15 protein-coding genes are annotated in these 21,976 nt (G+C 69.5%); 1 reads left to right on the top strand and 14 read right to left on the bottom strand.

Features of this window, described 5'->3' with window-relative positions; genetic code table 11:
• Window positions 1–7: 7 nt before the first annotated feature.
• The 12 genes from rplW to rplJ all read right to left on the bottom strand — a co-directional run bounded on the left by rplW (window position 8) and on the right by rplJ (window position 16,312).
• Window positions 8–310 (bottom strand): 50S ribosomal protein L23, encoded by a 303-nt coding sequence (gene rplW / locus K415_RS0110250; RefSeq protein WP_024286960.1) that lies wholly within the window; start codon window positions 308–310, stop codon window positions 8–10.
• On the bottom strand, window positions 307–1,011 hold the full coding sequence (rplD, locus tag K415_RS0110245) for a 50S ribosomal protein L4 (RefSeq protein WP_024286959.1): 705 nt from the start codon (window positions 1,009–1,011) through the stop codon (window positions 307–309). Before rplD ends, rplW begins: the two co-directional genes overlap by 4 nt.
• 4 nt (window positions 1,012–1,015) lie before the next feature.
• The gene (gene rplC / locus K415_RS0110240; protein ID WP_024286958.1) at window positions 1,016–1,678 is read right to left on the bottom strand and encodes a 50S ribosomal protein L3; all 663 of its coding nucleotides are present in this window, start codon (window positions 1,676–1,678) and stop codon (window positions 1,016–1,018) included.
• A 19-nt stretch (window positions 1,679–1,697) separates the two neighbouring features.
• Window positions 1,698–2,006, bottom strand: coding sequence for a 30S ribosomal protein S10 (rpsJ, locus tag K415_RS0110235; protein ID WP_012867945.1), 309 nt, complete (start codon window positions 2,004–2,006; stop codon window positions 1,698–1,700).
• 436 nt (window positions 2,007–2,442) lie between these two features.
• Window positions 2,443–3,633 carry an elongation factor Tu gene (gene tuf, locus K415_RS0110230; RefSeq protein ID WP_024286957.1) on the bottom strand — a complete coding sequence of 397 codons (1,191 nt, stop codon included), beginning with the start codon at window positions 3,631–3,633 and terminating at the stop codon, window positions 2,443–2,445.
• A 119-nt stretch (window positions 3,634–3,752) separates the two neighbouring features.
• On the bottom strand, window positions 3,753–5,855 hold the full coding sequence (fusA, locus tag K415_RS0110225) for an elongation factor G (protein WP_024286956.1): 2,103 nt from the start codon (window positions 5,853–5,855) through the stop codon (window positions 3,753–3,755).
• Window positions 5,856–5,909: 54 nt separating this feature from the next.
• The gene (rpsG, locus tag K415_RS0110220) at window positions 5,910–6,380 is read right to left on the bottom strand and encodes a 30S ribosomal protein S7 (protein ID WP_024286955.1); all 471 of its coding nucleotides are present in this window, start codon (window positions 6,378–6,380) and stop codon (window positions 5,910–5,912) included.
• Window positions 6,380–6,754, bottom strand: a complete 375-nt coding sequence (gene rpsL, locus K415_RS0110215) for a 30S ribosomal protein S12 (protein ID WP_024286954.1) — start codon at window positions 6,752–6,754, stop codon at window positions 6,380–6,382. Before rpsL ends, rpsG begins: the two co-directional genes overlap by 1 nt.
• A 420-nt stretch (window positions 6,755–7,174) precedes the next feature.
• Window positions 7,175–11,056 (bottom strand): DNA-directed RNA polymerase subunit beta', encoded by a 3,882-nt coding sequence (locus K415_RS0110205; RefSeq protein WP_024286953.1) that lies wholly within the window; start codon window positions 11,054–11,056, stop codon window positions 7,175–7,177.
• Window positions 11,057–11,159: 103 nt separating this feature from the next.
• Entirely contained in the window at window positions 11,160–14,666 is a 3,507-nt protein-coding gene (gene rpoB, locus K415_RS0110200; protein ID WP_024286952.1) for a DNA-directed RNA polymerase subunit beta, read from the bottom strand.
• Between the two features lie 643 nt (window positions 14,667–15,309).
• On the bottom strand, window positions 15,310–15,693 hold the full coding sequence (rplL, locus tag K415_RS0110195; protein ID WP_024286951.1) for a 50S ribosomal protein L7/L12: 384 nt from the start codon (window positions 15,691–15,693) through the stop codon (window positions 15,310–15,312).
• A gap of 88 nt (window positions 15,694–15,781) precedes the next feature.
• Window positions 15,782–16,312, bottom strand: coding sequence for a 50S ribosomal protein L10 (gene rplJ, locus K415_RS0110190; RefSeq protein ID WP_024286950.1), 531 nt, complete (start codon window positions 16,310–16,312; stop codon window positions 15,782–15,784).
• Window positions 16,313–16,664: 352 nt separating this feature from the next.
• Here rplJ and K415_RS0110185 point away from each other — a divergent pair, with 352 nt between their 5' ends.
• Complete coding sequence (locus tag K415_RS0110185) at window positions 16,665–17,435, top strand: S8 family serine peptidase (RefSeq protein ID WP_024286949.1); 771 nt, start codon at window positions 16,665–16,667, stop codon at window positions 17,433–17,435.
• Window positions 17,436–17,450: 15 nt separating this feature from the next.
• Here K415_RS0110185 and K415_RS0110180 read toward each other — a convergent pair whose 3' ends face one another.
• Both K415_RS0110180 and K415_RS22760 read right to left on the bottom strand, forming a co-directional pair.
• Window positions 17,451–20,087 carry a CHAT domain-containing protein gene (locus tag K415_RS0110180; RefSeq protein ID WP_024286948.1) on the bottom strand — a complete coding sequence of 879 codons (2,637 nt, stop codon included), beginning with the start codon at window positions 20,085–20,087 and terminating at the stop codon, window positions 17,451–17,453.
• Between the two features lie 49 nt (window positions 20,088–20,136).
• Window positions 20,137–21,972 carry a S8 family serine peptidase gene (locus K415_RS22760; protein ID WP_024286947.1) on the bottom strand — a complete coding sequence of 612 codons (1,836 nt, stop codon included), beginning with the start codon at window positions 21,970–21,972 and terminating at the stop codon, window positions 20,137–20,139.
• Window positions 21,973–21,976: the final 4 nt, after the last annotated feature.

The following is a 21,976-nucleotide window of genomic DNA, read 5'->3' as shown; positions in this document are numbered from 1 at the left end:
TCCGGCGTCAGCCGACCGGCCCGCCGAAGATGTCGATGGTGCCCTCGCGCAGCGTGACGATGGCGCGCTTGGTGTCCTTGCGCTTGCCGAGCCCGAAGCGGGTCCGACGGGCCTTGCCCTTGCGGTTGATCGTGTTGACCGATGCAACCCTCACGCCGAAGATCTGCTCCACGGCGATCTTGATCTCCGTCTTGTTCGACCGAGGGTCCACCACGAAGGTGTACTTGCCCTCGTCGAGCAGGCCGTAGCTCTTCTCGGAGACGACCGGCGAGATCAGGATGTCGCGCGGGTTCTTGTCCAGGGTGCTCACTTCGTCTCCTCCGCATCCAGGGCGGACGCCTCGGTCGAGGTCGCGACGGCCTTGGCCCCACGACCCACAGCAGGACGCGAGAGGAACGCCTCGAGCGCGCCGCGCGTGAACACGACGTCGTCCGAGATCAGCACGTCATAGGTGTTGAGCTGGTCGGCGAGCAGCAGGTGCGCCTTGTCGGCGTTCCGCAGCGACTTCCAGGCCGCCTCGTCACCCCGTTCGAGGACCACCAGCACGTTGCGCCGCGACGAGATCACCGAGAGCGTCTCGATGGCAATCTTGGTCGACGGGACGGACCCCTCGATCACGAAGCCTTCGATGACGTGGATACGGCCGGCGCGGGCCCGGTCGGACAAGGCACCGCGCAGGGCGGCGACCTTCATCTTCTTGGGTGTGCGCTGGCTGTAGTCGCGCGGCTTGGGGCCGTGCACCACACCACCACCGGTGAACTGCGGAGCGCGGATCGAGCCCTGACGGGCGCGACCTGTGCCCTTCTGCTTGTACGGCTTCTTGCCGCCACCGGAGACCTCGCCGCGCCTCTTGGTGGAGTGCGTACCCTGCCGGGCCGCAGCAAGCTGCGCGACCACGACCTGGTGGATCAGCGGAACGTTCGTCTGGACGTCGAACACCTCGGCGGGAAGGTCGGCGGTGCCGGCCTTCTTCCCCTTGGCGTCCAGGACGTCCACGGTCAGCGTGGTCATGGACTTACGCCCCCTTCACGGCGGTGCGCACGAGGACGACGCCGCCCTTGGGACCGGGGATCGCGCCCTTGACGAGCAGGAGGCCCCTGTCGGCGTCGACCGCGTGAACGGTCAGGTTCTGGGTGGTCTGGCGGTCATGGCCCATGCGACCGGCCATCCGGATGCCCTTGAACACGCGCGACGGCGTCGAAGCGCCACCGATCGAGCCGGGCTTGCGGTGGTTGCGGTGCGCACCGTGGGAGGCGCCGACACCGTGGAAGCCGTGACGCTTCATCACACCGGCGAAGCCCTTGCCCTTGGTGGTGCCGGTGACGTCGATCAGCTGCCCTGCCGTGAAGGCCTCGGCGGTGATCTCCTGACCGAGCGCGAACTCGGCAGCATCCGTCGTGCGGATCTCGGCGAGGTGGCGGCGCGGCGTGACGCCGGCCTTCTCGAAGTGACCCTTGAGGGGCTGTGACACCTTGCGCGGGTCGATCTGGCCGTAGGCCAGCTGGACAGCGACGTAGCCGTCGGTGTCCGCGTCGCGCACCTGGGTCACCACGTTGGTGGCGACCTGCACGACGGTGACCGGCACGAGGTGCCCGGCCTCGTCCCACACCTGGGTCATGCCGAGCTTCGTACCGAGCAGGGCCGTGATCGGCCGAGCGTTCTGGGGAAACGTGGTCATCGTGATCTCCTGCCCAGCCTCAGAGCTTGATCTCGATGTTCACGTCCGCGGGCAGGTCGAGTCGCATGAGCGAGTCGACCGCCTTCGGCGTGGGATCGATGATGTCGATGAGGCGCTTGTGGGTGCGCATCTCGAAGTGCTCGCGGCTGTCCTTGTACTTGTGAGGCGACCGGATGACGCAGAAGACGTTCTTCTCCGTCGGCAGCGGCACCGGACCCACGACCGTTGCACCAGCGCGTGTCACCGTGTCGACGATCTTGCGCGCCGAGCTGTCGATGACCTCGTGGTCGTAGGACTTGAGCCTGATGCGGATCTTCTGTCCCGCCATGGCGTCGTCTGACTCTCTCTCTCGAACCGCTAGCTGTCCGACCCCCGCACTCGGGCGTGTCGCTGATCGCGACACACCTTCACACTGCGCACCGTGAGGCACGAGGTCGTTGGATGCTGTGTGGACCCAGTCCTTGTCGCCCGCAGGTCATGCGTTCGGGCGAGGCACCTGGTCCTCAACGTCTGTCGTACGTGGCTGCCGGTCTCACACCGACCCTGTGCTCGATCCCTGCGACTGCTCGCAGGTCGTGCACAGCACTCGGCGGCGCCGGGCAACCTGAACAGTGTGCCAGACAGGCGGGCGGATATCCAATCGCCCACCTGCCGTGCACGGCTGCCCCTCGCGCACGTCGTGCCTCGCCACCGTGCACGAGGATCGGACGCGCGTGAAGGACACGTGCGAGGGCCCGGGCCAGGAGCCCGGGCCCTCGCACGTGTCACTTCAGGATCTTGGTCACCTTGCCGGAGCCGACGGTCCGGCCACCCTCACGGATGGCGAAGCCGAGGCCCTCCTCCATGGCGATCGGCTGGATCAGCTCGACCGTCATCTCGGTGTTGTCGCCGGGCATGACCATCTCGGTGCCCTCAGGCAGCGTGATGACGCCGGTGACGTCGGTGGTGCGGAAGTAGAACTGCGGGCGGTAGTTCGAGTAGAACGGGTTGTGACGCCCACCCTCGTCCTTGGCCAGGATGTAGACCTGGGCCTCGAAGTCGGTGTGCGGCGTGATCGAGCCCGGCTTCGCGACGACCTGTCCGCGCTCGACGTCCTCACGCTTGATGCCGCGGAGCAGGAGACCACAGTTCTCGCCGGCCCACGCCTCGTCCATCTGCTTGTGGAACATCTCGATCCCGGTCACCGTGGTCTTCTGCGCCGGGCGGATGCCGACGATCTCGACCTCGGAGTTGATCGGGAGCTTGCCGCGGTCGACCTTGCCGGTCACGACAGTGCCACGACCGGTGATCGTGAAGACGTCCTCGATCGGCATGAGGAACGGCTTGTCCATGTCGCGGACCGGCTCCGGGACGGACTCGTCCACGGCGTCGAGCAGCTCCTGGACCGACGCGGTCCACTTCGGGTCACCCTCGAGGGCCTTGAGGCCCGACACGCGGACGACGGGCACGTTGTCCCCGTCGAAGCCCTGGGCGGTGAGGAGCTCGCGCACCTCCAGCTCGACGAGCTCGAGGATCTCCTCGTCGTCGACCATGTCGGCCTTGTTGAGCGCGACGAGCAGGTACGGGACACCGACCTGACGGGCGAGCAGGACGTGCTCACGGGTCTGGGCCATCGGGCCGTCGGTCGCCGCGACCACGAGGATCGCGCCGTCCATCTGAGCGGCACCGGTGATCATGTTCTTGATGTAGTCCGCGTGACCGGGTGCATCGACGTGCGCGTAGTGGCGCTTCTCGGTCTGGTACTCGACGTGCGCGATGTTGATCGTGATACCGCGCTGCTTCTCCTCGGGCGCCTTGTCGATCTCGTCGAACGGCGTGAACGGGTTGATCGCCGGGTACTTGTCGTGCAGCACCTTCGTGATCGCAGCGGTCAGCGTCGTCTTGCCGTGGTCGACGTGACCGATGGTCCCGATGTTGACGTGCGGCTTGGTCCGCTCGAACTTGGCCTTCGCCACTGGGGTCCTCCTCGGACTCGGGTAGTCATTCCGAACGATGCAGGTGCCGGGGTGACTCCTGCGGGGCGTGCGGGTCGCTACAGGTTGTGTGTGAACTTGCTGGTGTCCGACCTGTGGGACTACTCGCCCCGGGTCTTCTTGATGATCTCCTCGGCAACATTACGAGGAACCTCGGCATAGCTGTCGAACTGCATCGAGTACACCGCACGGCCCTGGGTCTTCGACCGCAGGTCACCGACGTACCCGAACATCTCGGAGAGCGGCACGTTGGCCCGGATGACCTTCACGCCCGTCGCGTCCTCCATGGAGTGGATCATGCCGCGACGGGAGTTGATGTCGCCGATGACGTCGCCCATGTACTCCTCGGGCGTACGTACCTCGACAGCCATGACCGGCTCGAGAAGGACGGGATCCGCCTTGCGGACCGCCTCCTTGAGGATCATCGAACCGGCGATCTTGAACGCCATCTCCGAGGAGTCGACGTCGTGCGAGGCGCCGTCGAGCAGGATCGCCCGGACGCCGACCAGGGGGTAGCCGGCCAGGACACCGAGCTCCATGGCGCTCTGGATGCCCGCGTCGACCGACGGGATGTACTCGCGCGGGATGCGGCCACCGGAGACCTTGTTCTGGAACTCGTACAGCTCGCCCTCGGCGGGGTCGAGCGGCTCGAAGGTCATCTGGATCTTCGCGTACTGGCCGGAGCCGCCGGTCTGCTTCTTGTGCACGTAGTCGATCTTGACGACCGAACGACGGATCGTCTCGCGGTACGCCACCTGGGGCTTGCCCACGTTGGCGTCGACCTTGAACTCGCGGCGCATGCGCTCGACCAGGATGTCGAGGTGGAGCTCGCCCATGCCGCCGATGACGGTCTGGCCGGTCTCCTCGTCGTGCCGGACGCGGAAGGTCGGGTCCTCCTCGGCGAGCTTCTGGATCGCTACGCCGAGCTTCTCCTGGTCACCCTTGGTCTTGGGCTCGATCGCGACGTCGATGACGGGCTCGGGGAAGGTCATGGACTCCAGGACCACCGGGTTCGCCGGGTCGCACAGGGTGTCTCCGGTGGTGACGTCCTTGAGGCCGATGAACGCGTAGATGTGCCCCGCGGTCGCCTCGTCCACCGGGTTCTCCTTGTTGGAGTGCATCTGGAAGAGCTTGCCGATGCGCTCCTTCTTGCCCTTGGTGGAGTTGTAGACCTGGGCACCCGACGGAACCTTGCCCGAGTACACCCGGACGTAGGTCAGCTTGCCGAAGAACGGGTGCGTCGCGACCTTGAAGGCGAGCGCGGCGAACGGCTCGGTCGACGACGGCGCCCGGGTGACGATGGTCTCCTCGTGGTTCAGGGCGTGGCCCTGGATCGCGGGGACGTCGAGCGGCGTCGGCAGGTAGTCGATCACGGCGTCGAGCATGGGCTGGACGCCCTTGTTCTTGAACGCCGATCCGCACAGCACCGGGTACGCCTCGCTGGCGATGGTCATCTTGCGGATGCCCGCCTTGATCTCGGCGACCGAGATCTCCTCACCGTTGAGGTACTTCTCCAGGAGCTCCTCGGAGCTCTCGGCGATGGCCTCGATGAGGTCGGCACGGTACTGGGCGGCCTTCTCGACCAGGTCGGCCGGGATCGCCTCGGTCGAGTACTCCTCGCCGAGGGCGGTCTCGCCGCGCCAGATCAGGGCCTTCTGCTCGACCAGGTCGACAACCCCGGTGAACTCGCTCTCCTCACCGATCGGCAGCTGGATGACCAGCGGCTTGGCCTTGAGGCGGTTCACGATGGTGCTGACCGTGAAGTAGAAGTCGGCACCGAGCTTGTCCATCTTGTTGACGAAGCAGATGCGCGGGACGTCGTACTTGTCCGCCTGCCGCCACACCGTCTCCGACTGGGGCTCGACGCCCTCCTTGCCGTCGAAGACGGCAACCGCACCGTCGAGCACCCGCAACGAACGCTCGACCTCGACCGTGAAGTCGACGTGACCCGGGGTGTCGATGATGTTGATCTGGTTGTTCTTCCAGTAGCAGGTCGTCGCGGCGGACGTGATCGTGATGCCGCGCTCCTGCTCCTGCTCCATCCAGTCCATCGTCGACGCACCGTCGTGCGTCTCGCCGATCTTGTAGTTGACCCCCGTGTAGAAGAGGATCCGCTCGGTGGTCGTGGTCTTGCCGGCATCGATGTGGGCCATGATGCCGATGTTGCGGACCCTGTTCAGGTCGGTCAGCACGTCGAGTGCCACGTGTGAAGCCCTTCTTCAAGCAGTCGGAGTCCGGCGCTGCGGCGCCTGCCGGGGTTACCAGCGGTAGTGCGCGAAGGCCTTGTTCGACTCAGCCATCTTGTGCATGTCCTCGCGACGCTTGACCGCGGCACCCAGGCCGTTGCTCGCGTCGAGGATCTCGTTCATCAGGCGCTCGGTCATCGTCTTCTCGCGACGGGCGCGCGAGTAGTCGACGAGCCAGCGCAGCGCCAGTGTCGTCTGGCGGACCGGACGGACCTCGACCGGGACCTGGTACGTCGCGCCACCCACGCGGCGCGAACGCACCTCGAGGGACGGGCGCACGTTCTCCAGGGCGCGCTTGAGGACGACGACGGGGTCGCCGCCGGTCTTGTCGCGGGCACCTTCGAGGGCGCCGTAGACGATGGCCTCGGCGACGGACTTCTTGCCGTCCAGGAGAACCTTGTTGATCAGCTGGGTCACGACGGGTGAGCCGTAGACCGGGTCGATGATGAGCGGCCGCTTCGGGGCCGGGCCCTTGCGAGGCATCAGCTCTTCTCCTTCTTGGCGCCGTACCGGCTGCGGGCCTGCTTGCGGTTCTTGACGCCCTGCGTGTCGAGGGCGCCCCGCACGATCTTGTAACGGACACCGGGGAGGTCCTTCACCCGGCCGCCGCGCACGAGCACGATCGAGTGCTCCTGCAGGTTGTGGCCGACGCCCGGGATGTAGGCCGTGACCTCAATCTGGCTCGAGAGCTTGACGCGCGCGACCTTGCGGAGCGCGGAGTTCGGCTTCTTCGGCGTGGTGGTGTAGACGCGGGTGCAGACACCGCGCCGCTGAGGGCTCCCCTTGAGAGCCGGCGTCTTGGACGACGTCTGCTTGGACGTCCGCCCCTTGCGCACGAGCTGCTGAATCGTGGGCACTACTTCTCCGTCGTGTCGGTCTGGCTCTGGTCGACCGGTGGTTGCCCGGTCATGAGGTCCGGCTGCTGCCGATCCTGGGATCTTTCGTCCTGCACCGACCCCCGCATCCGGGCGTGTCGCCCACCTGAGCGCGGCGCCGACCGCCAGGTTCTTCTGGACGGTTGGACCGCGCGGCGGTGGACAGCCACCCGGCACCCGTTCCGAGCGCCGCTCCCCGGTCACCCGGGGGACGTCGTCGAGCGTGGTGCACGCGCGAGGGCCCGACGGCGCGGGCACGGTCTCCTACGGTACCGGCACGTCCCGGCATCGTCAAAAGCGACCGCGCGTCGCGCCCGGTACCCCGCCGTTCGGCAGGCCGGTCGAACGGCCGAGGGGGCCGACCCTCGCAGGTCGACCCCCTCGGCGCCGTGCAGGTCGACCTCAGCGAAGGTCGCCGAAGTCGATGTCCTCGAGCGGGATCGCCTCGCCCGAGCCCATGCCGAGCGGCGGGAAGTCGATCTCGTCGTAGCCGAAGCTGGGGTACAGCTCGGCCTTGGCGGCCTCGGTCGGCTCGACCGTGATGTTGCGGTACCGGGGAAGCCCGGTGCCCGCCGGGATCAGCTTCCCGATGATCACGTTCTCCTTGAGGCCGAGCAGCGGGTCGCTGCGTCCGCTCATCGACGCCTCGGTGAGCACGCGGGTCGTCTCCTGGAAGGAGGCCGCCGACAGCCACGAGTCCGTCGCGAGCGAGGCCTTGGTGATCCCCATGAGCTCGGGCCGGCCGGACGCCGGCTGTGCACCCTCGGCGATCGCCCGGCGGTTGAAGTCCTCGAAGCGACCGCGCTCGGCGAGCTCGCCGGGCAGGAGGCCCGTGTCACCGGAGTCGAGCACCGTCACGCGCCGCAGCATCTGCCGCACGATGACCTCGATGTGCTTGTCGTGGATGTCCACGCCCTGGGAGCGGTAGACCTCCTGGACCTCGTCCACCAGGTGCTTCTGGGTGGCGCGGGGGCCGAGGATGCGCAGCACCTTCTTCGGGTCGACCGCACCGAAGACGAGCTGGGTGCCGACCTCGACGTGGTCGCCGTCCGAGACCAGCACGCGCGAGCGCTTGGTGATCGGGTAGGCGATCTCCTCGGAGCCGTCGTCGGGTGTCAGCACGATGCGCCGCACCCGGTCGGACTCGTCGATCGAGATCCGGCCGGAGAACTCGGCGATCGGGCCCTCACCCTTGGGGGTGCGCGCCTCGAAGAGCTCCTGGACGCGGGGCAGACCCTGCGTGATGTCCTCCGCCGAGGCGACGCCACCGGTGTGGAAGGTACGCATGGTCAGCTGGGTCCCGGGCTCACCGATGGACTGGGCGGCGATGATGCCGACCGCCTCACCGATGTCGACGAGCTTGCCGGTGGCCAGCGAGCGGCCGTAGCACTTGGCGCAGGTGCCGACCCGCGACTCGCAGGTCAGCACGGAGCGGACCTTGAGCTCGGTGACCCCGGCCGCGAGGACCGCGTCGATGACCACGTCACCGGCGTCGTCCCCGGCCCGTGCGATGACGGTGCCGTCCGCCGCGACGACGTCCGTCGCGACCGTACGGGCGTAGATGCTCGTCTCGACCTTGTCGTGACGACGCAGCACACCGCCCGGTCCGACCTCGCCGATCGGCAGGGTCAGGCCGCGCTCGGTCCCGCAGTCCTCCTCGCGGACGATGACGTCCTGGGACACGTCCACCAGACGACGCGTCAGGTAGCCCGAGTCGGCGGTCCGCAGAGCGGTGTCCGCCAGACCCTTGCGGGCGCCGTGCGTCGCGATGAAGTACTCGAGGACGGACAGGCCCTCGCGGTAGTTGGACTTGATCGGGCGCGGGATGATCTCGCCCTTCGGGTTCGCCACGAGACCGCGCATACCGGCGATCTGACGGACCTGCATCCAGTTGCCTCGGGCACCGGAACCGACCATGCGCATGACCGTGTTGCGCGCAGGGAAGTTCTTCTGCATCGCCTTGGCGACCTCGTCGGTCGCCTGCGTCCAGATCTCGATGAGCTCCTGACGGCGCTCGTCGTCGGTGATCAGACCCTTCTCGTACTGGGCCTGGATCTTGGCGGCCCGCGCCTCGTGCTCCTCGAGGATCGCCGCCTTCTCGCTCGGCGTCGCCACGTCGGAGATCGCGATGGTCACGCCCGAGCGGGTCGCCCAGTGGAAGCCGGACTCCTTGAGCGCGTCGAGGCTCGCCGCGACCTCCACCTTGGGGTACCGCTCGGCGAGGTCGTTGACGATGCCCGAGAGCCGCTTCTTGTCGACGACCCCGTTGACGTACGGGTAGTCGACGGGCAGCAGCTCGTTGAACAGCGCACGACCCAGCGTGGTCGGCACGAGGCAGCGGTCGCCAGGCTTCCAGTCCTCGGCCAGGCCGAAGTCGCCGTCCCCGGGGATCAGGTCGTCCATCCGGATCGTGACCACGGCGTTCAGGTCGAGCGAGCCCTGGTCGAACGCCATGATCGCCTCGGAGACCGAGCTGAACATGCGGCCGGCGCCGGGTGCGTCCTCGAGCTTGTCGGCGGTCAGGTGGAACAGACCGATGATCATGTCCTGGGAGGGCATGGTGACCGGACGGCCGTCCGACGGCTTGAGGATGTTGTTGCTCGAGAGCATCAGGATGCGCGCCTCGGCCTGGGCCTCGGTCGACAGCGGCAGGTGCACGGCCATCTGGTCGCCGTCGAAGTCGGCGTTGAACGCGCCGCAGACGAGCGGGTGCAGGTGAATGGCCTTGCCCTCGACCAGCTGGGGCTCGAAGGCCTGGATGCCCAGACGGTGCAGCGTCGGTGCCCGGTTGAGCAGCACCGGGTGCTCGGTGATGACCTCTTCGAGCACGTCCCACACCTGGGGGCGGGCACGCTCGACCATGCGCTTGGCGCTCTTGATGTTCTGCGCGTGGTTGAGGTCGACAAGACGCTTCATCACGAAGGGCTTGAAGAGCTCGAGCGCCATCTGCTTGGGCAGACCGCACTGGTGCAGCTTGAGCTGCGGGCCGACGACGATGACCGAACGGCCCGAGTAGTCGACGCGCTTGCCGAGCAGGTTCTGACGGAACCGCCCCTGCTTGCCCTTGAGCATGTCCGAGATGGACTTCAGCGGCCGGTTGCCCGGGCCGGTGACCGGACGTCCGCGGCGGCCGTTGTCGAACAGCGCGTCGACGGCCTCCTGGAGCATCCGCTTCTCGTTGTTGACGATGATCTCCGGGGCGCCGAGGTCGAGCAGGCGCTTGAGCCGGTTGTTGCGGTTGATCACGCGCCGGTACAGGTCGTTGAGGTCGGACGTCGCGAACCGGCCACCGTCGAGCTGGACCATCGGCCGCAGGTCCGGCGGGATCACCGGGACGGCGTCCAGGACCATGCCCTGCGGCGTGTTGCTCGTCGTCAGGAACGCGTTGACGACCTTGAGCCGCTTGAGGGCGCGCGTCTTGCGCTGGCCCTTGCCGTTCTTGATCGTGTCGCGCAGCGAGGTCGCCTCGGCGTCGAGGTCGAAGTCCTGCAGGCGCTTCTGGATCGCCGCAGCGCCCATCGCGCCCTTGAAGTAGTTGCCGTACCGGTCGGTCAGCTGACGGTAGAGCAGCTCGTCGCCCTCGAGGTCGGCGACCTTGAGGTTCTTGAAGCGGTCCCAGACCGCGTCGAGGCGCTCGAGGTCGGCGTCGGCGCGCTTGCGGATCTGCGTCATCTCGCGCTCGGCGGAGTCGCGGACCTTGCGGCGCGCGTCGGAGCGCGCACCCTCGGCCTCGAGCTCGGCCAGGTCGGCCTCGAGCTTGCGCGCACGCTTGTCGATGTCGACGTCGCGCCGCGTGGTGATCTCCTTCTTCTCCAGGTCGATCTCGTTCTGGAGGTTGGGCAGATCCTCCTGCCGGCCGTCGATGTCGACCTCGGTGATCATGTACGCAGCGAAGTAGATGACCTTCTCGAGGTCCTTCGGCGCCAGGTCGAGCAGGTAGCCGAGGCGCGACGGGACACCCTTGAAGAACCAGATGTGGGTGACCGGGGCGGCCAGCTCGATGTGGCCCATGCGCTCACGGCGGACCTTCGACCGGGTCACCTCGACGCCGCAGCGCTCGCAGATGATGCCCTTGAAGCGCACGCGCTTGTACTTGCCGCAGTAGCACTCCCAGTCCCGCGTGGGACCGAAGATCTTCTCGCAGAAGAGACCATCCTTCTCCGGCTTGAGCGTGCGGTAGTTGATGGTCTCAGGCTTCTTGACCTCGCCGTGTGACCACCCGCGGATGTCCTCCGCGGTCGCAAGACCGATGCGCAGCTCGTCGAAGACGTTGACGTCGAGCAAGATGTCCTACTTCCTTCGTCTGTCTGTGTTCACCGTGACAAGGCCGGTGAGAGCCGGTGGCCGGGGGGCCGGGGGGCGCTGGGCCCCCCGACCTCCGACGGGATCAGATCTCTTCGATGCTGGAGGCGTTGGGACGGCGGGACAGGTCGATGCCCAGCTCCTCCGCTGCGCGGTAGACCTCGTCGTCGTTCTCCTTCATGTCGATCGAGACGCCGTCCGAGGACAGCACCTCCACATTCAGGCAGAGCGACTGCATCTCCTTGAGGAGCACCTTGAAGGACTCCGGGATGCCCGAGTCGGGGATGTTCTCCCCCTTGACGATCGCCTCGTAGACCTTCACGCGGCCGGGGACGTCGTCGGACTTGATGGTCAGGAGCTCCTGCAGGGTGTGGGCGGCGCCGTACGCCTCGAGTGCCCACACCTCCATCTCGCCGAACCGCTGTCCACCGAACTGCGCCTTACCACCGAGCGGCTGCTGGGTGATCATCGAGTACGGGCCCGTCGAACGGGCGTGGATCTTGTCGTCGACCAGGTGGTGAAGCTTGAGGATGTACATGTAGCCGACCGCGACCGGGTCCGGGAACGGCTCACCGGAACGGCCGTCGAACAGACGAGCCTTGCCGGTCGAGTCGACCATCCGGACGCCGTCACGGTTCGGCTGCGTGACATCGAGCAACCCGGTCAGGACCGACTCGGGCACACCGTCGAAGACCGGCGTCGCCACCGGGGTGCCTGCGTCGCTGCGAACAGCGGCCGGCGGCACGTCCTTGACCCAGGTCGCCGACGGGTCGGCGAGCTCGATGTCCCAGCCCTGCTTGGCGATCCATCCGAGGTGGGTCTCCAGGACCTGGCCGACGTTCATCCGGCCGGGCACGCCCAGCGGGTTGAGCACGACGTCGACAGGGGTGCCGTCCTCGAGGAACGGCATGTCCTCGACCGGGAGGATCTTGGAGATGACGCCCTTGTTGCCGTGCCGACCGGCGAGCTTGTCACCGTCGGTGATCTTGCGGCGGGCGGCGATGTAGACGCGGACCAGCTCGTTGACACCGGCGGGCAGCTCGTCGCCGTCCTCACGGTTGAACGTGCGGACCTCGATGACAGTGCCGGACTCGCCGTGCGGGACCTTGAGCGAGGTGTCGCGCACCTCGCGCGCCTTCTCGCCGAAGATCGCACGGAGCAGCCGCTCCTCCGGGGTCAGCTCGGTCTCGCCCTTGGGCGTGACCTTGCCGACCAGGATGTCGCCGGCGGTGACCTCGGCGCCGATCCGGATGATCCCGCGCTCGTCGAGGTCCGCGAGGACCTCCTCGGAGACGTTCGGGATGTCCCGCGTGATCTCCTCCGGGCCGAGCTTGGTGTCGCGCGCGTCGACCTCGTGCTCCTCGATGTGGATCGAGGACAGGACGTCGTCCTGGACGAGGCGCTGCGACAGGATGATCGCGTCCTCGTAGTTGTGGCCCTCCCACGACATGAACGCCACGAGCAGGTTGCGGCCGAGGGCCAGCTCCCCCTCGTCGGTCGCGGGCCCGTCGGCGAGCACCGAACCGACCTCGACCCGCTCACCCTCGACGGCCAGCACGCGCTGGTTGTACGAGGTGCCCTGGTTCGAGCGGCGGAACTTCGCGACCCGGTAGGTCGACGTCGTCGCGTCGTCGTTGGCGATCGTGATCAGGTCGGCGGAGACCTCGGTCACGACGCCCGGCTTGCTCGCGACGATGACGTCGCCGGCGTCGATGGCTGCACGACGCTCCATGCCGGTGCCGACCAGCGGCGCCTCGGAGCGCACCAGCGGCACGGCCTGGCGCTGCATGTTCGCGCCCATCAGGGCACGGTTGGCGTCGTCGTGCTCGAGGAACGGGATCATCGCGGTCGCGACGGACACCATCTGTCGCGGTGAGACGTCCATGTAGTCCACGGCCTCGCCGGGGACGATCTCGACCTCTCCGCCCTTGGTCCGGACCAGGACGCGGTCCTCGGCGAACTGACCGCTGGGCTTGAGCGCCGCGTTGGCCTGGGCGATGACGTGCCGGTCTTCGTCGTCGGCCGTGAGGTAGTGCACCTCATCGGTGACGCGGCCCTTGGTGACCTTGCGGTACGGGGTCTCGACGAAGCCGAACGGGTTGATCCGGCCATAGGTGGCCAGCGAGCCGATCAGACCGATGTTCGGGCCTTCAGGCGTCTCGATCGGGCACATGCGCCCGTAGTGCGAGGGGTGGACGTCACGGACCTCCATGCCGGCACGATCACGGGACAGGCCGCCCGGGCCGAGCGCCGAGAGACGACGCTTGTGCGTCAGGCCGGCGAGCGGGTTGTTCTGGTCCATGAACTGCGACAGCTGAGAGGTGCCGAAGAACTCCTTGATCGACGCCACGACAGGGCGGATGTTGATCAGGGTCTGCGGCGTGATCGCCTCGACGTCCTGCGTCGTCATGCGCTCACGCACGACGCGCTCCATCCGGGACAGGCCGGTACGGACCTGGTTCTGGATGAGCTCACCGACCGCACGGATGCGGCGGTTGCCGAAGTGGTCGATGTCGTCGGTCTCGACGCGGACGTCGATGGCCTCGCCCGCCTTCTTGCCGGGGATCGTCGCGACCTCGGCGTGCAGCGCGGCCATGTACTTGATGGTCGCGACGATGTCGGTGACCGACAGGACCGAGTCGCTCAACGGCGCGTCGATGCCGAGCTTCTTGTTGACCTTGTAGCGCCCGACCTTGGCCATGTCGTAGCGCTTGGGGTTGAAGTAGAAGTTGTCGAGCAGCGCGCGGCCGGCCTCGACCGTCGGCGGCTCACCGGGGCGGATCTTCCGGTAGATGTCGAGCAGCGCCTCGTCCTCGGTGTTGACGTGGTCCTTCTCGAGCGTCTCCAGCACCGCCGGGAACTGGGCGAACTCCTCGCGGATCTCCGCCTCGCTCAGGCCGAGGGCCTTGAGCAGCACGGTGACCGACTGCTTGCGCTTGCGGTCGACCCGGACGCCGACGGCGTCGCGCTTGTCGATCTCGAACTCGAGCCACGCACCGCGGGACGGGATGATCTTGGACGTGAAGATGTCCTTGTCGGACGTCTTGTCAGCGGTGCGCTCGAAGTAGACGCCCGGCGAGCGGACGAGCTGGGAGACGACGACGCGCTCGGTGCCGTTGATGATGAACGTGCCGCGCTCGGTCATCAGCGGGAACTCGCCCATGAAGACCGTCTGGCTCTTGATCTCACCGGTGGTGTAGTTCACGAACTCCGCGGTGACGAACAGCGGCGCGGCGTACGTGAAGTCCTTCTCCTTGCACTCCTCGGCCGTGTACTTCGGCGGCTCGAATCGGTGATCCCGGAAGGACAGCGACATGCTGCCGCCGAAGTCCTCGATCGGCGAGATCTCCTCGAAGATCTCCTCGAGACCGGAGGTCTCCGGGACGTCCTGCCGACCTGCTTCGACGGCGGCGGCAACGCGCTCCTGCCATGCGGCGTTGCCGAGCAGCCAGTCGAAGTTCTCGGTCTGCAGACCCAGAAGGTCCGGTACCTCGAGCGGCTCGTGGATCTTGGCAAAAGAGACGCGGCGCGAAGCAGTGCGGTTCGCGATAGCGTCGGCGTTGAAGGCAGAAGGGGTGCGCGAGGCAGCCAAGAGGGGTCCTTCCCTGCGGATCGAGTGCACGCGCGCCAGCCGGAGAGGCCTACCTGCTCAACCAGCCCATGACGATCAGTTCGGCAGCCGGGCAGGGCTCGGGACCGAGTGGCGGGTTGAGGGGTGCAGGCACAAGCCAGCGCAAAGCGCTAGCGTACCCGCTCGTCCTTGGGGTGTCCAGTCGGTCATCCGACGACTCCCGGGCCGCGCTCAGGCTCCACTCTCGCACACACCTGCCCGGAGCCGCACGACATCCGCGCCCGGACCCGCGCGTCGCCGCGCGGGTCGGTGCGTGCCGCGCCCGCAGCCGCGCGGGTCGGCACGTGCCACCGCGCGCCGACCCGCAGCCACCGCCCGCCCGCGGCAGAGAGCCCCACCGCCGACGTGTGGAGCGTCCGAACCCCATGTGGAGCGTTCCGACCCGGCTCGCCCGGCGCGCCGCAGACCGATCGCTCCACTCGCTGACCGGACGCTCCACACCTCGGAGCAGGGTGGCGCTGCGGCGAGCCGGGTGTGCGCGAGCCGGGTGTGCGCGAGCCGGGTGTGCGCGAGCCGGGTGTGCGCGAGGCCCGCACCTCGGAAGGTGCGGGCCTCGCGTCATGCTGGTCGGCGCTGCTGCGCCGGGTGACTCAGAGGGACGAGCTCACTTGACGGTGACGGTCGCGCCGGCACCCTCGAGGGCTGCCTTGGCCTTCTCGGCAGCCTCCTTGGTGACGCCCTCGAGAACGGGCTTGGGTGCCTCGTCGACGAGGTCCTTGGCCTCCTTGAGGCCCAGGCTCGTCAGCGCGCGCACCTCCTTGATGACCTGGATCTTCTTCTCGCCGGCTGCCTCGAGGACGACGTCGAACTCCGTCTGCTCCTCTTCGGCCTCGACCTCGGCCGCGGCGCCGCCGACGGCCGCGACGGCGACCGGAGCGGCAGCGGTGACCTCGAAGGTCTCCTCGAACTTCTTCACGAAGTCGGAGAGCTCGATGAGGGTGAGCTCCTTGAAAGCGTCGAGCAGCTCGTCGGTGGTGAGCTTCGCCATGGTGGCGTGTCCTTCCTTGTTGCCCCGCTCGTGAGAGCAGGAGGGGTGGTGTGTCGAGAAGAGGCTGCGGAGCCGTCAGTGCTGCTGACTAGGCCGCCTGCTCCTCGGTCGCCCGCTTCTCGCGCAGGGCATCGATGGTGCGCACGGCCTTGGCCGTGGGCGCGGTGAACAGGTACGCAGCCCCGAAGAGCGACGCCTTCATTGCGCCGGCCAGCTTGGCCAGCAGGACCTCGCGGGACTCGAGGTCCGCGAGCTTGTTGATCTCCGCAGCGGTCAGGGCGCGTCCGTCGAGGACACCACCCTTGATGACGAGCTGCGGGTGAGCCTTGGCGAAGTCACGCAGGCCCTTGGCTGCCTGGACCGGGTCACCGGTCACGAAGGCGATGGCCGAGGGACCGGCGAGATGGGCGTCGATTCCCTCGACACCCGCCTGCTTGGCCGCGATGGCCGAGAGCGTGTTCTTCACCACGGCGTAGGTAGCGTCGCCGCTGAGCGCGCGCCGCAGCTGCTTGAGCTGGGCGACGGTGAGCCCGCGGTACTCGGTCAGCACGACAGCGCTCGACTCGCGGAAGTTCTCCGTGAGCTCTGCGACTGCGGCTGCCTTGTCCGGCCTCGCCATGGCAATCCTTCCGGTGGTCGTACCGCTGTCGTCGGACGCACCGAGGGCCACACAATGAGAAGAGCCCCGCGCAGGCGCGGGGCTCTTGGCCGGACCATGCGCACGCGTGCGCGCCGATCCTTCTGAGTCACTCACCTGCGCTGGTCCCCGCTCGTTGCGGAACTTCGGTCCACCACCTCGTCACCCGGGGGTTTCGAGGCAGCCGACGACCTGCGGTCTTGGGCAACGGACAGACTACGGGAGGCCGGGACCGGAGCCAAATCGCCGACCCTTCGCCGGTCACAGACAGCGCCGGCCACGCTCCTGATTCACCGACGGACCCGATCGGCGGGTCCACGGTCGGAGACGGGCCATGGTGGCAGCGACGGGAACCGAGACGATCACGGCAGCACCCGACGTCGCCGTGGCCTGCCAGCGCTGGTTCCAGGCCAGGCCCGTACCCGATCTTCCGGTGCCCGTGGCGCAGCTACCCAGGACGCCGACGACGGGCCGGGGCGTTCGGATCGCCCTGCTCGACGGGGAGGTCGACGGCACCCATCCCGACCTTCGGGGCGCCCACCTGCAGGTCAAGCCGGGCGCCCGCCCGATAGGGCCGGCCTCTCCCGCCGGGCAGGCCACTGCGCACGCCTCGCTCCTCGTCGGCCAGGGCAAGGCACATGTGCTGGGACTCGTCCCGGAGGCCGAGCTGCTCGTGGCGCCGGTGCTGGGCGCCGACGGCCGGACATCCGACGAGCTGATCGTGCGGGCGGTCCGCTGGGCCCTCGCCGAACGGGCTCAGATCCTGGTCCTGCCGTTCGGCCGTCGGCGTCTGGCTCGGGGCGTCGCGACCGCGCTGCGGACCGCGGTGGACCGGGGTGTGCACGTGCTCGTCTCCGCAGGCGACCTGGGGCCGGAGGTGCTCACCTTCCCGGCGTCCGTGACCGGTGTGCTGGCCGTGGCCGGCTACGACGACAGCGGGCTGCTCCCGGAGTCCAGCGCCCTGGCGGACCTTGCCGCACCTGGCCGTGACGTCCCGGCCGCCGGACCGGATCGAGCCGTCCGACTGCGGGGCTCCGCGCCTGCGGCCGTTCTCGCCGCCGGCGCGTGGGCGGCACAGTCGGCCGGCCTGCGACGGCGTGGCTGACCGGGGCTCGCGAGACTAGCGAGGCGGGTCGCCGCCGAACAGGGCCCCGTCCAGGATGACACCCGGCGCCGAGGCGAAGCAGGAGAGCGGGACAGGTTCGTCGATGCTCGAGCAGGCCGCGGCGAGCGCCGCCGGCGGCGGTAGGCCGTCCCGGAGGCTCCGGTGCATCGTCGGCATGACGGCCTCAGCGACGTCGTCGCGCAGCGGCGCGAGCGCGGCGACCACGGCTCCGGCGCCGAGGCGGAGCAGGACGCTCGCGAGCCCGAGGACCTCGCCGCCGGGTCGGACGGTCGCGCGCCCCACCTCGCAGGCGGACAGGACGACCAGCGAGCCCGGGAGCGACGACCCCTCGAGCTCGTGCGCGAACAGGGGTCCGTCGGCGAGCCGGACCCACGAGAACAACGGGTTCTCGGCCTCGTGGTGCCCGTGCACCGCGAGGTGCACGACGCCGGCCGTCCGCAGGGCGTCGGCGGCTGCCGCGCACACGGCGTCGTCCCCCACGAGGCTCGCGGCCCGCGACCAGACACCGGCGACGGCAGCCACCTCGTCCTGCGAGTGGGTCAGGCCCGGTCCGGCGACGGCGACGACACCCACGCCGGCCCGCCGTTCGTGACCGGACCCGGACCCGAGCCGGGTCCCGACGCTGGTGGCGAGGCCCTTCCGCGAGGGGGCCATCCCCCACGGCAGCGTGACCATCCCACCACCCGCGACCACGTGCAGGCACCCCGCGCAGCCGACGGGGGCCAGGAGAAGGTTGTCCAGGTGCGCCAGCCCGCGAGCCAAGGTCCGGGACGCCACGTCGCGCAGGGCCGGCGCGAGGATCGGGTTCGCCAGCACCTGAAGGTCGGCCCGCAGCCGCCGGGCGAGCTCGTCGACCTCGGCAGCGTCCGCGAGGTTCAGCAGGCGCAGCCCCGATGGGTCGGCGACGACGGCGTGCACGCGACCCCGGTGCACGACGTAGTCGACGACGGTGGCCGGGTCGCCCTCGGCGGCACCGCTCCGCACGGTCGCCACCAGGTCGTGGGCGCTCATCGCCCTCGGCGCACCGACGCCGTCACCGAGCTGCCACGACCGCTCGCGCGCGGCGGCGCGCAGGCGGGCGGCGTCACGTCGCAGACTCTCGCGCTTCGCGGTCGCGGTCGGGTCGGCATCTGGCGGGAGGAGCCGAACCCGCTCGACGCACTGCCGGAGCTCGGCAAGCACCTCGGCGAGGACCGGGTCGTCCGGAGGCCGCACGCGCGCCGGCCCGGCGAAGGTCGCGCGACCCCGCTCGACGGCATCGAGGACCGCTGCCGGGTCGGCATCGGCGAGCGCGGCCCCGACATCGGCCTCGGTGAGGTGGTCACCGTGCACGGCGGCCGCCGCCACGGCCTCCACCGAGCCGAGCTGCCGCCGGTGCTCGGCCAGGACGGCCTGGCCGGCCCGGACGTACCGCCGTGCCCGCAGCGTGTCGTGCTCGGCGAAAGCCAGCTGGGCCTTGACGAGGCGCACCTGGACGGCGAGAGCCAACGGCTCCCGCCCGGTCAGCCTCCCGGCCGAACCGAGCGCTGCGTGCGCCTGCCGACGGAGGCCGCCGGCTGCCGCGGCCTCCGCGGCCGTGACCAGCGCGAGCCGCGCGAGCTCGCGGCCGGCTGCGCCCCCGCTGGTCCGCGCGCGCGCGCTCAGCGCGGTCGCCTGCGCCGCGACCCTGCGGAGTGTCGCGGTCGATGGCGCCTCGGCCGCCAGGAGCACAGCGAGCTGCGCGCGGACGACCGTGAGGTCGGCCCGCGCCAGCCACGGCTGGTTGCGCCGCCGCAGGAAGGTACTGCGGGCCGAGCGCGCCCAGCGCAGGGCGTCCTTCGGGCGTCGCGCGAGGAGCGCGCAGTGCGCCCTGGCGAGCAGGACCTCGGCGAGGTCGTGCGGGAGCCGGTTGGCGGCGAACAGCTCCCCTGCCCTGCCGAGGCTGATGTCCGCCTCGGTCGTCAGACCGGCCTCGACCAGCACCCGGGCCCGGTCCAGGAGGGTCATCGCCGGCGAGGCCCCGTGCTCGATCCGCGCGGCCTCCGCCATCGCAGACAGCGCTGCAGGCAGGTCCCCCGAGAGGAACTCGAGGTACCCGAGGTTGTGGCGGGCCTTGTGCAGCAGCAGGTGGTTGCCGATCGACTCCGCCCGCCTGGCGCACGCCTCGAGGTCCGCCCGCGCCTTGAGGCGCCGACCGTGCTCGAGGTGCAGGGTCCCGCGGTTCAACAGGATGCGGCACGCGTCGACCGGCTCGGCGTCGTCGAGACGTGCGGCCGCACGGTCGAGCTCACGCAGAGCGGCCTCTGGCTGCCCGGCGCGCATCCGGAGCAGTCCCCGCTGCCCGAGGATCGCGACCTCGACAGCACGGGCCCCCGCCGCTCGGGCCCACCGGTCGGCGGTGTCGAGGATCGCGTTGCTGGCCTCGACATCCCCGCGCAGCTCGAAGCTGCTGGTGACCAGTCCGAGCAGGGCGCGGGCGCGCACGTACGCCGTCTCAGGGTCGGCCGGGTCGCCGGAGCCCGGCTCGGGACCGAGGCGGCGCAGCGCTGCACGGAAGCTCGAGGCCGCCCGGCCAGGGTAGCCGCGCGCGTTGTGCACGAGCCCGGCGTCGAGCTCCTGGCGGGCGGCCTCGAGCCCGCCCACGGCGATCATCGGCCGACTCCGTCGGGCCCGCCCGCGAACCACGGCGCCGGCGCGCCGGTCACGAGCCGGGCCTGAGACCCGTCGTCGTCGTGATGGCCTCCCAGGTGCGCTTGCACCGCGACGTCAGCGTGTCCTCCCACGAGGCGCCCTCGCCCGAGTCTGCACCTGTCTCCCGCTGCGCGAGCAGGGTGGCGGCGAGCTCACCGGCGAACACCGGCGCGGCGAAGGACGTTCCGCTCCACACCCCGAAGCCCCCGCCGAAGGAGTCGGGGTCGATCGTCGCCCGGTCCTCCCCCGTCGCGCTGCCCGGCAGAGCCCGCGAGGAGGTCTGCGCGCCGCCGAAGGTCGTCGGGAAGGTGCTCACCAGCGCGGCACCGGGACGCCGGCACGTGACCCACGCTCCGTCGTTGCTGAACAGGGCCGTCGTGCCGTCCGGGTTGAGGGCACCGACCGTGAGGACCGGTGGCTCCTCGAGGCTCAGCGCCCCGGGGTCAAGGGGCTTCGGCGGCTCGACGGTCCGGTCGAGCGCGGGCGCGAACGCGGCCGGGAACATCGGGCGCTCGACGGCGTGGTTGCCGGCCGCCGCGACGACCGCCACCCCGTGCCGGCGCAGGGCGGCGAGGCAGTGCGCCAGAGGCTCGTCGAAGGCCACATCCTCGGGGCGCTCGTGGTAGTAGCCGAGGGAGAGGTTGAGGATGTCGACGGGGTGGTGGTCGGCACGACCCAGCAGCCCGAGGATGTGGAAGAGCAGCAGACGGCGAAGGGACCGCAGCAGGTCCCACTCCGGGACGATGCCTTCGCCGCCGTACAGTCGGCAGGACAGGACGACGGCGTCCGGGCAGCCCTGGTGCACGAGGCCCGCGATGAAGGTCCCATGGCCGGCAGCCGGGTCGAGACCACCCGTCAGTGGCGCCAGCGACATGCCACCGACCTCCGCGTCCCGGACGGCCGGCTCGGCCGGCGGGTACAGGCCGATCGGCTCCCCGAGCACCCGCGGGTCACGCTCGACCACGGCGGCCCCGAGCCACGGGTGCTTGCCGGTGCCGGTGTCCAGCACCGCAACCACCGGGCGCCGGAGCCCTTTCGCGGTCCGATCGATCGACGCGCCCCGCTCATACCTCCTGGCGGGCGCCGGTCCGACCCAGGTCACCGGGGCCCGGCCGCCCCGTCCGGGCGAGGCGTACTCCGACAGCGGAGCAGCCGGGTGCGACTCGGTGTACGGGTGCGACTCGGTGTACGGGTGCGACTCGGTGTACGGGTGCGACTCGGTGTACGGGTGCGACTCGGTGTACGGGTGCGACTCGGTGTACGGGTGCGACTCGGTGTACGGGTGCGACTCGGTGTACGGGTGCGACTCGGTGTACGGGTGCGACTCGGTGTAGGGCGCACCGCCGATCGCGGGTCCACCGGTGGCGACCAGGACGTGGTCGAGGCTCAGCACCGCCCCGGCAACCGCCGAGCGGCCGCCGAGCGCCTCGACCAGCTCCCATGCATCGGGAGGCGGCGTCACGGATCCCACGGCCGGCTCGATGCGCAGGCCGAACCCTGACATGTCCTCGAGCACCGTCTGGACGCGGTCCCCGAGGTCGGCCCGACGCAGCAGGGCGAGGTCGGCCAGGTCACCAGGCTCAACCGTGACGGACCAGCCGCGCGCGGCCGCCGCCTGAGCCACGTCGGACATCTCCGGCGCACGGTCGGCCGTGATGCCGCGGACCAGGATGCGGTCACCGACGTACGTCGTCGGTTCTGGGGGCCGCACGCCGGCACGCCGGACCGCGGTCAGCGGGTTCAGGGTGCGGACGCGCCAGGCGAGAGCCGCCGGCCCTTCGTCCCGGAGCGCTCCGGGCTTCTGCTCCGCGCCCCGGTCCGGCACCTGCTCTGCGTCCTGACTCATCGGC

Source organism: Cellulomonas sp. KRMCY2 (assembly GCF_000526515.1).
Taxonomy (GTDB): Bacteria; Actinomycetota; Actinomycetes; order Actinomycetales; family Cellulomonadaceae; genus Actinotalea.
The sequence above is the reverse complement of the archived record's forward strand: the minus strand, read 5'-3'. Positions and strand labels throughout refer to the sequence as shown.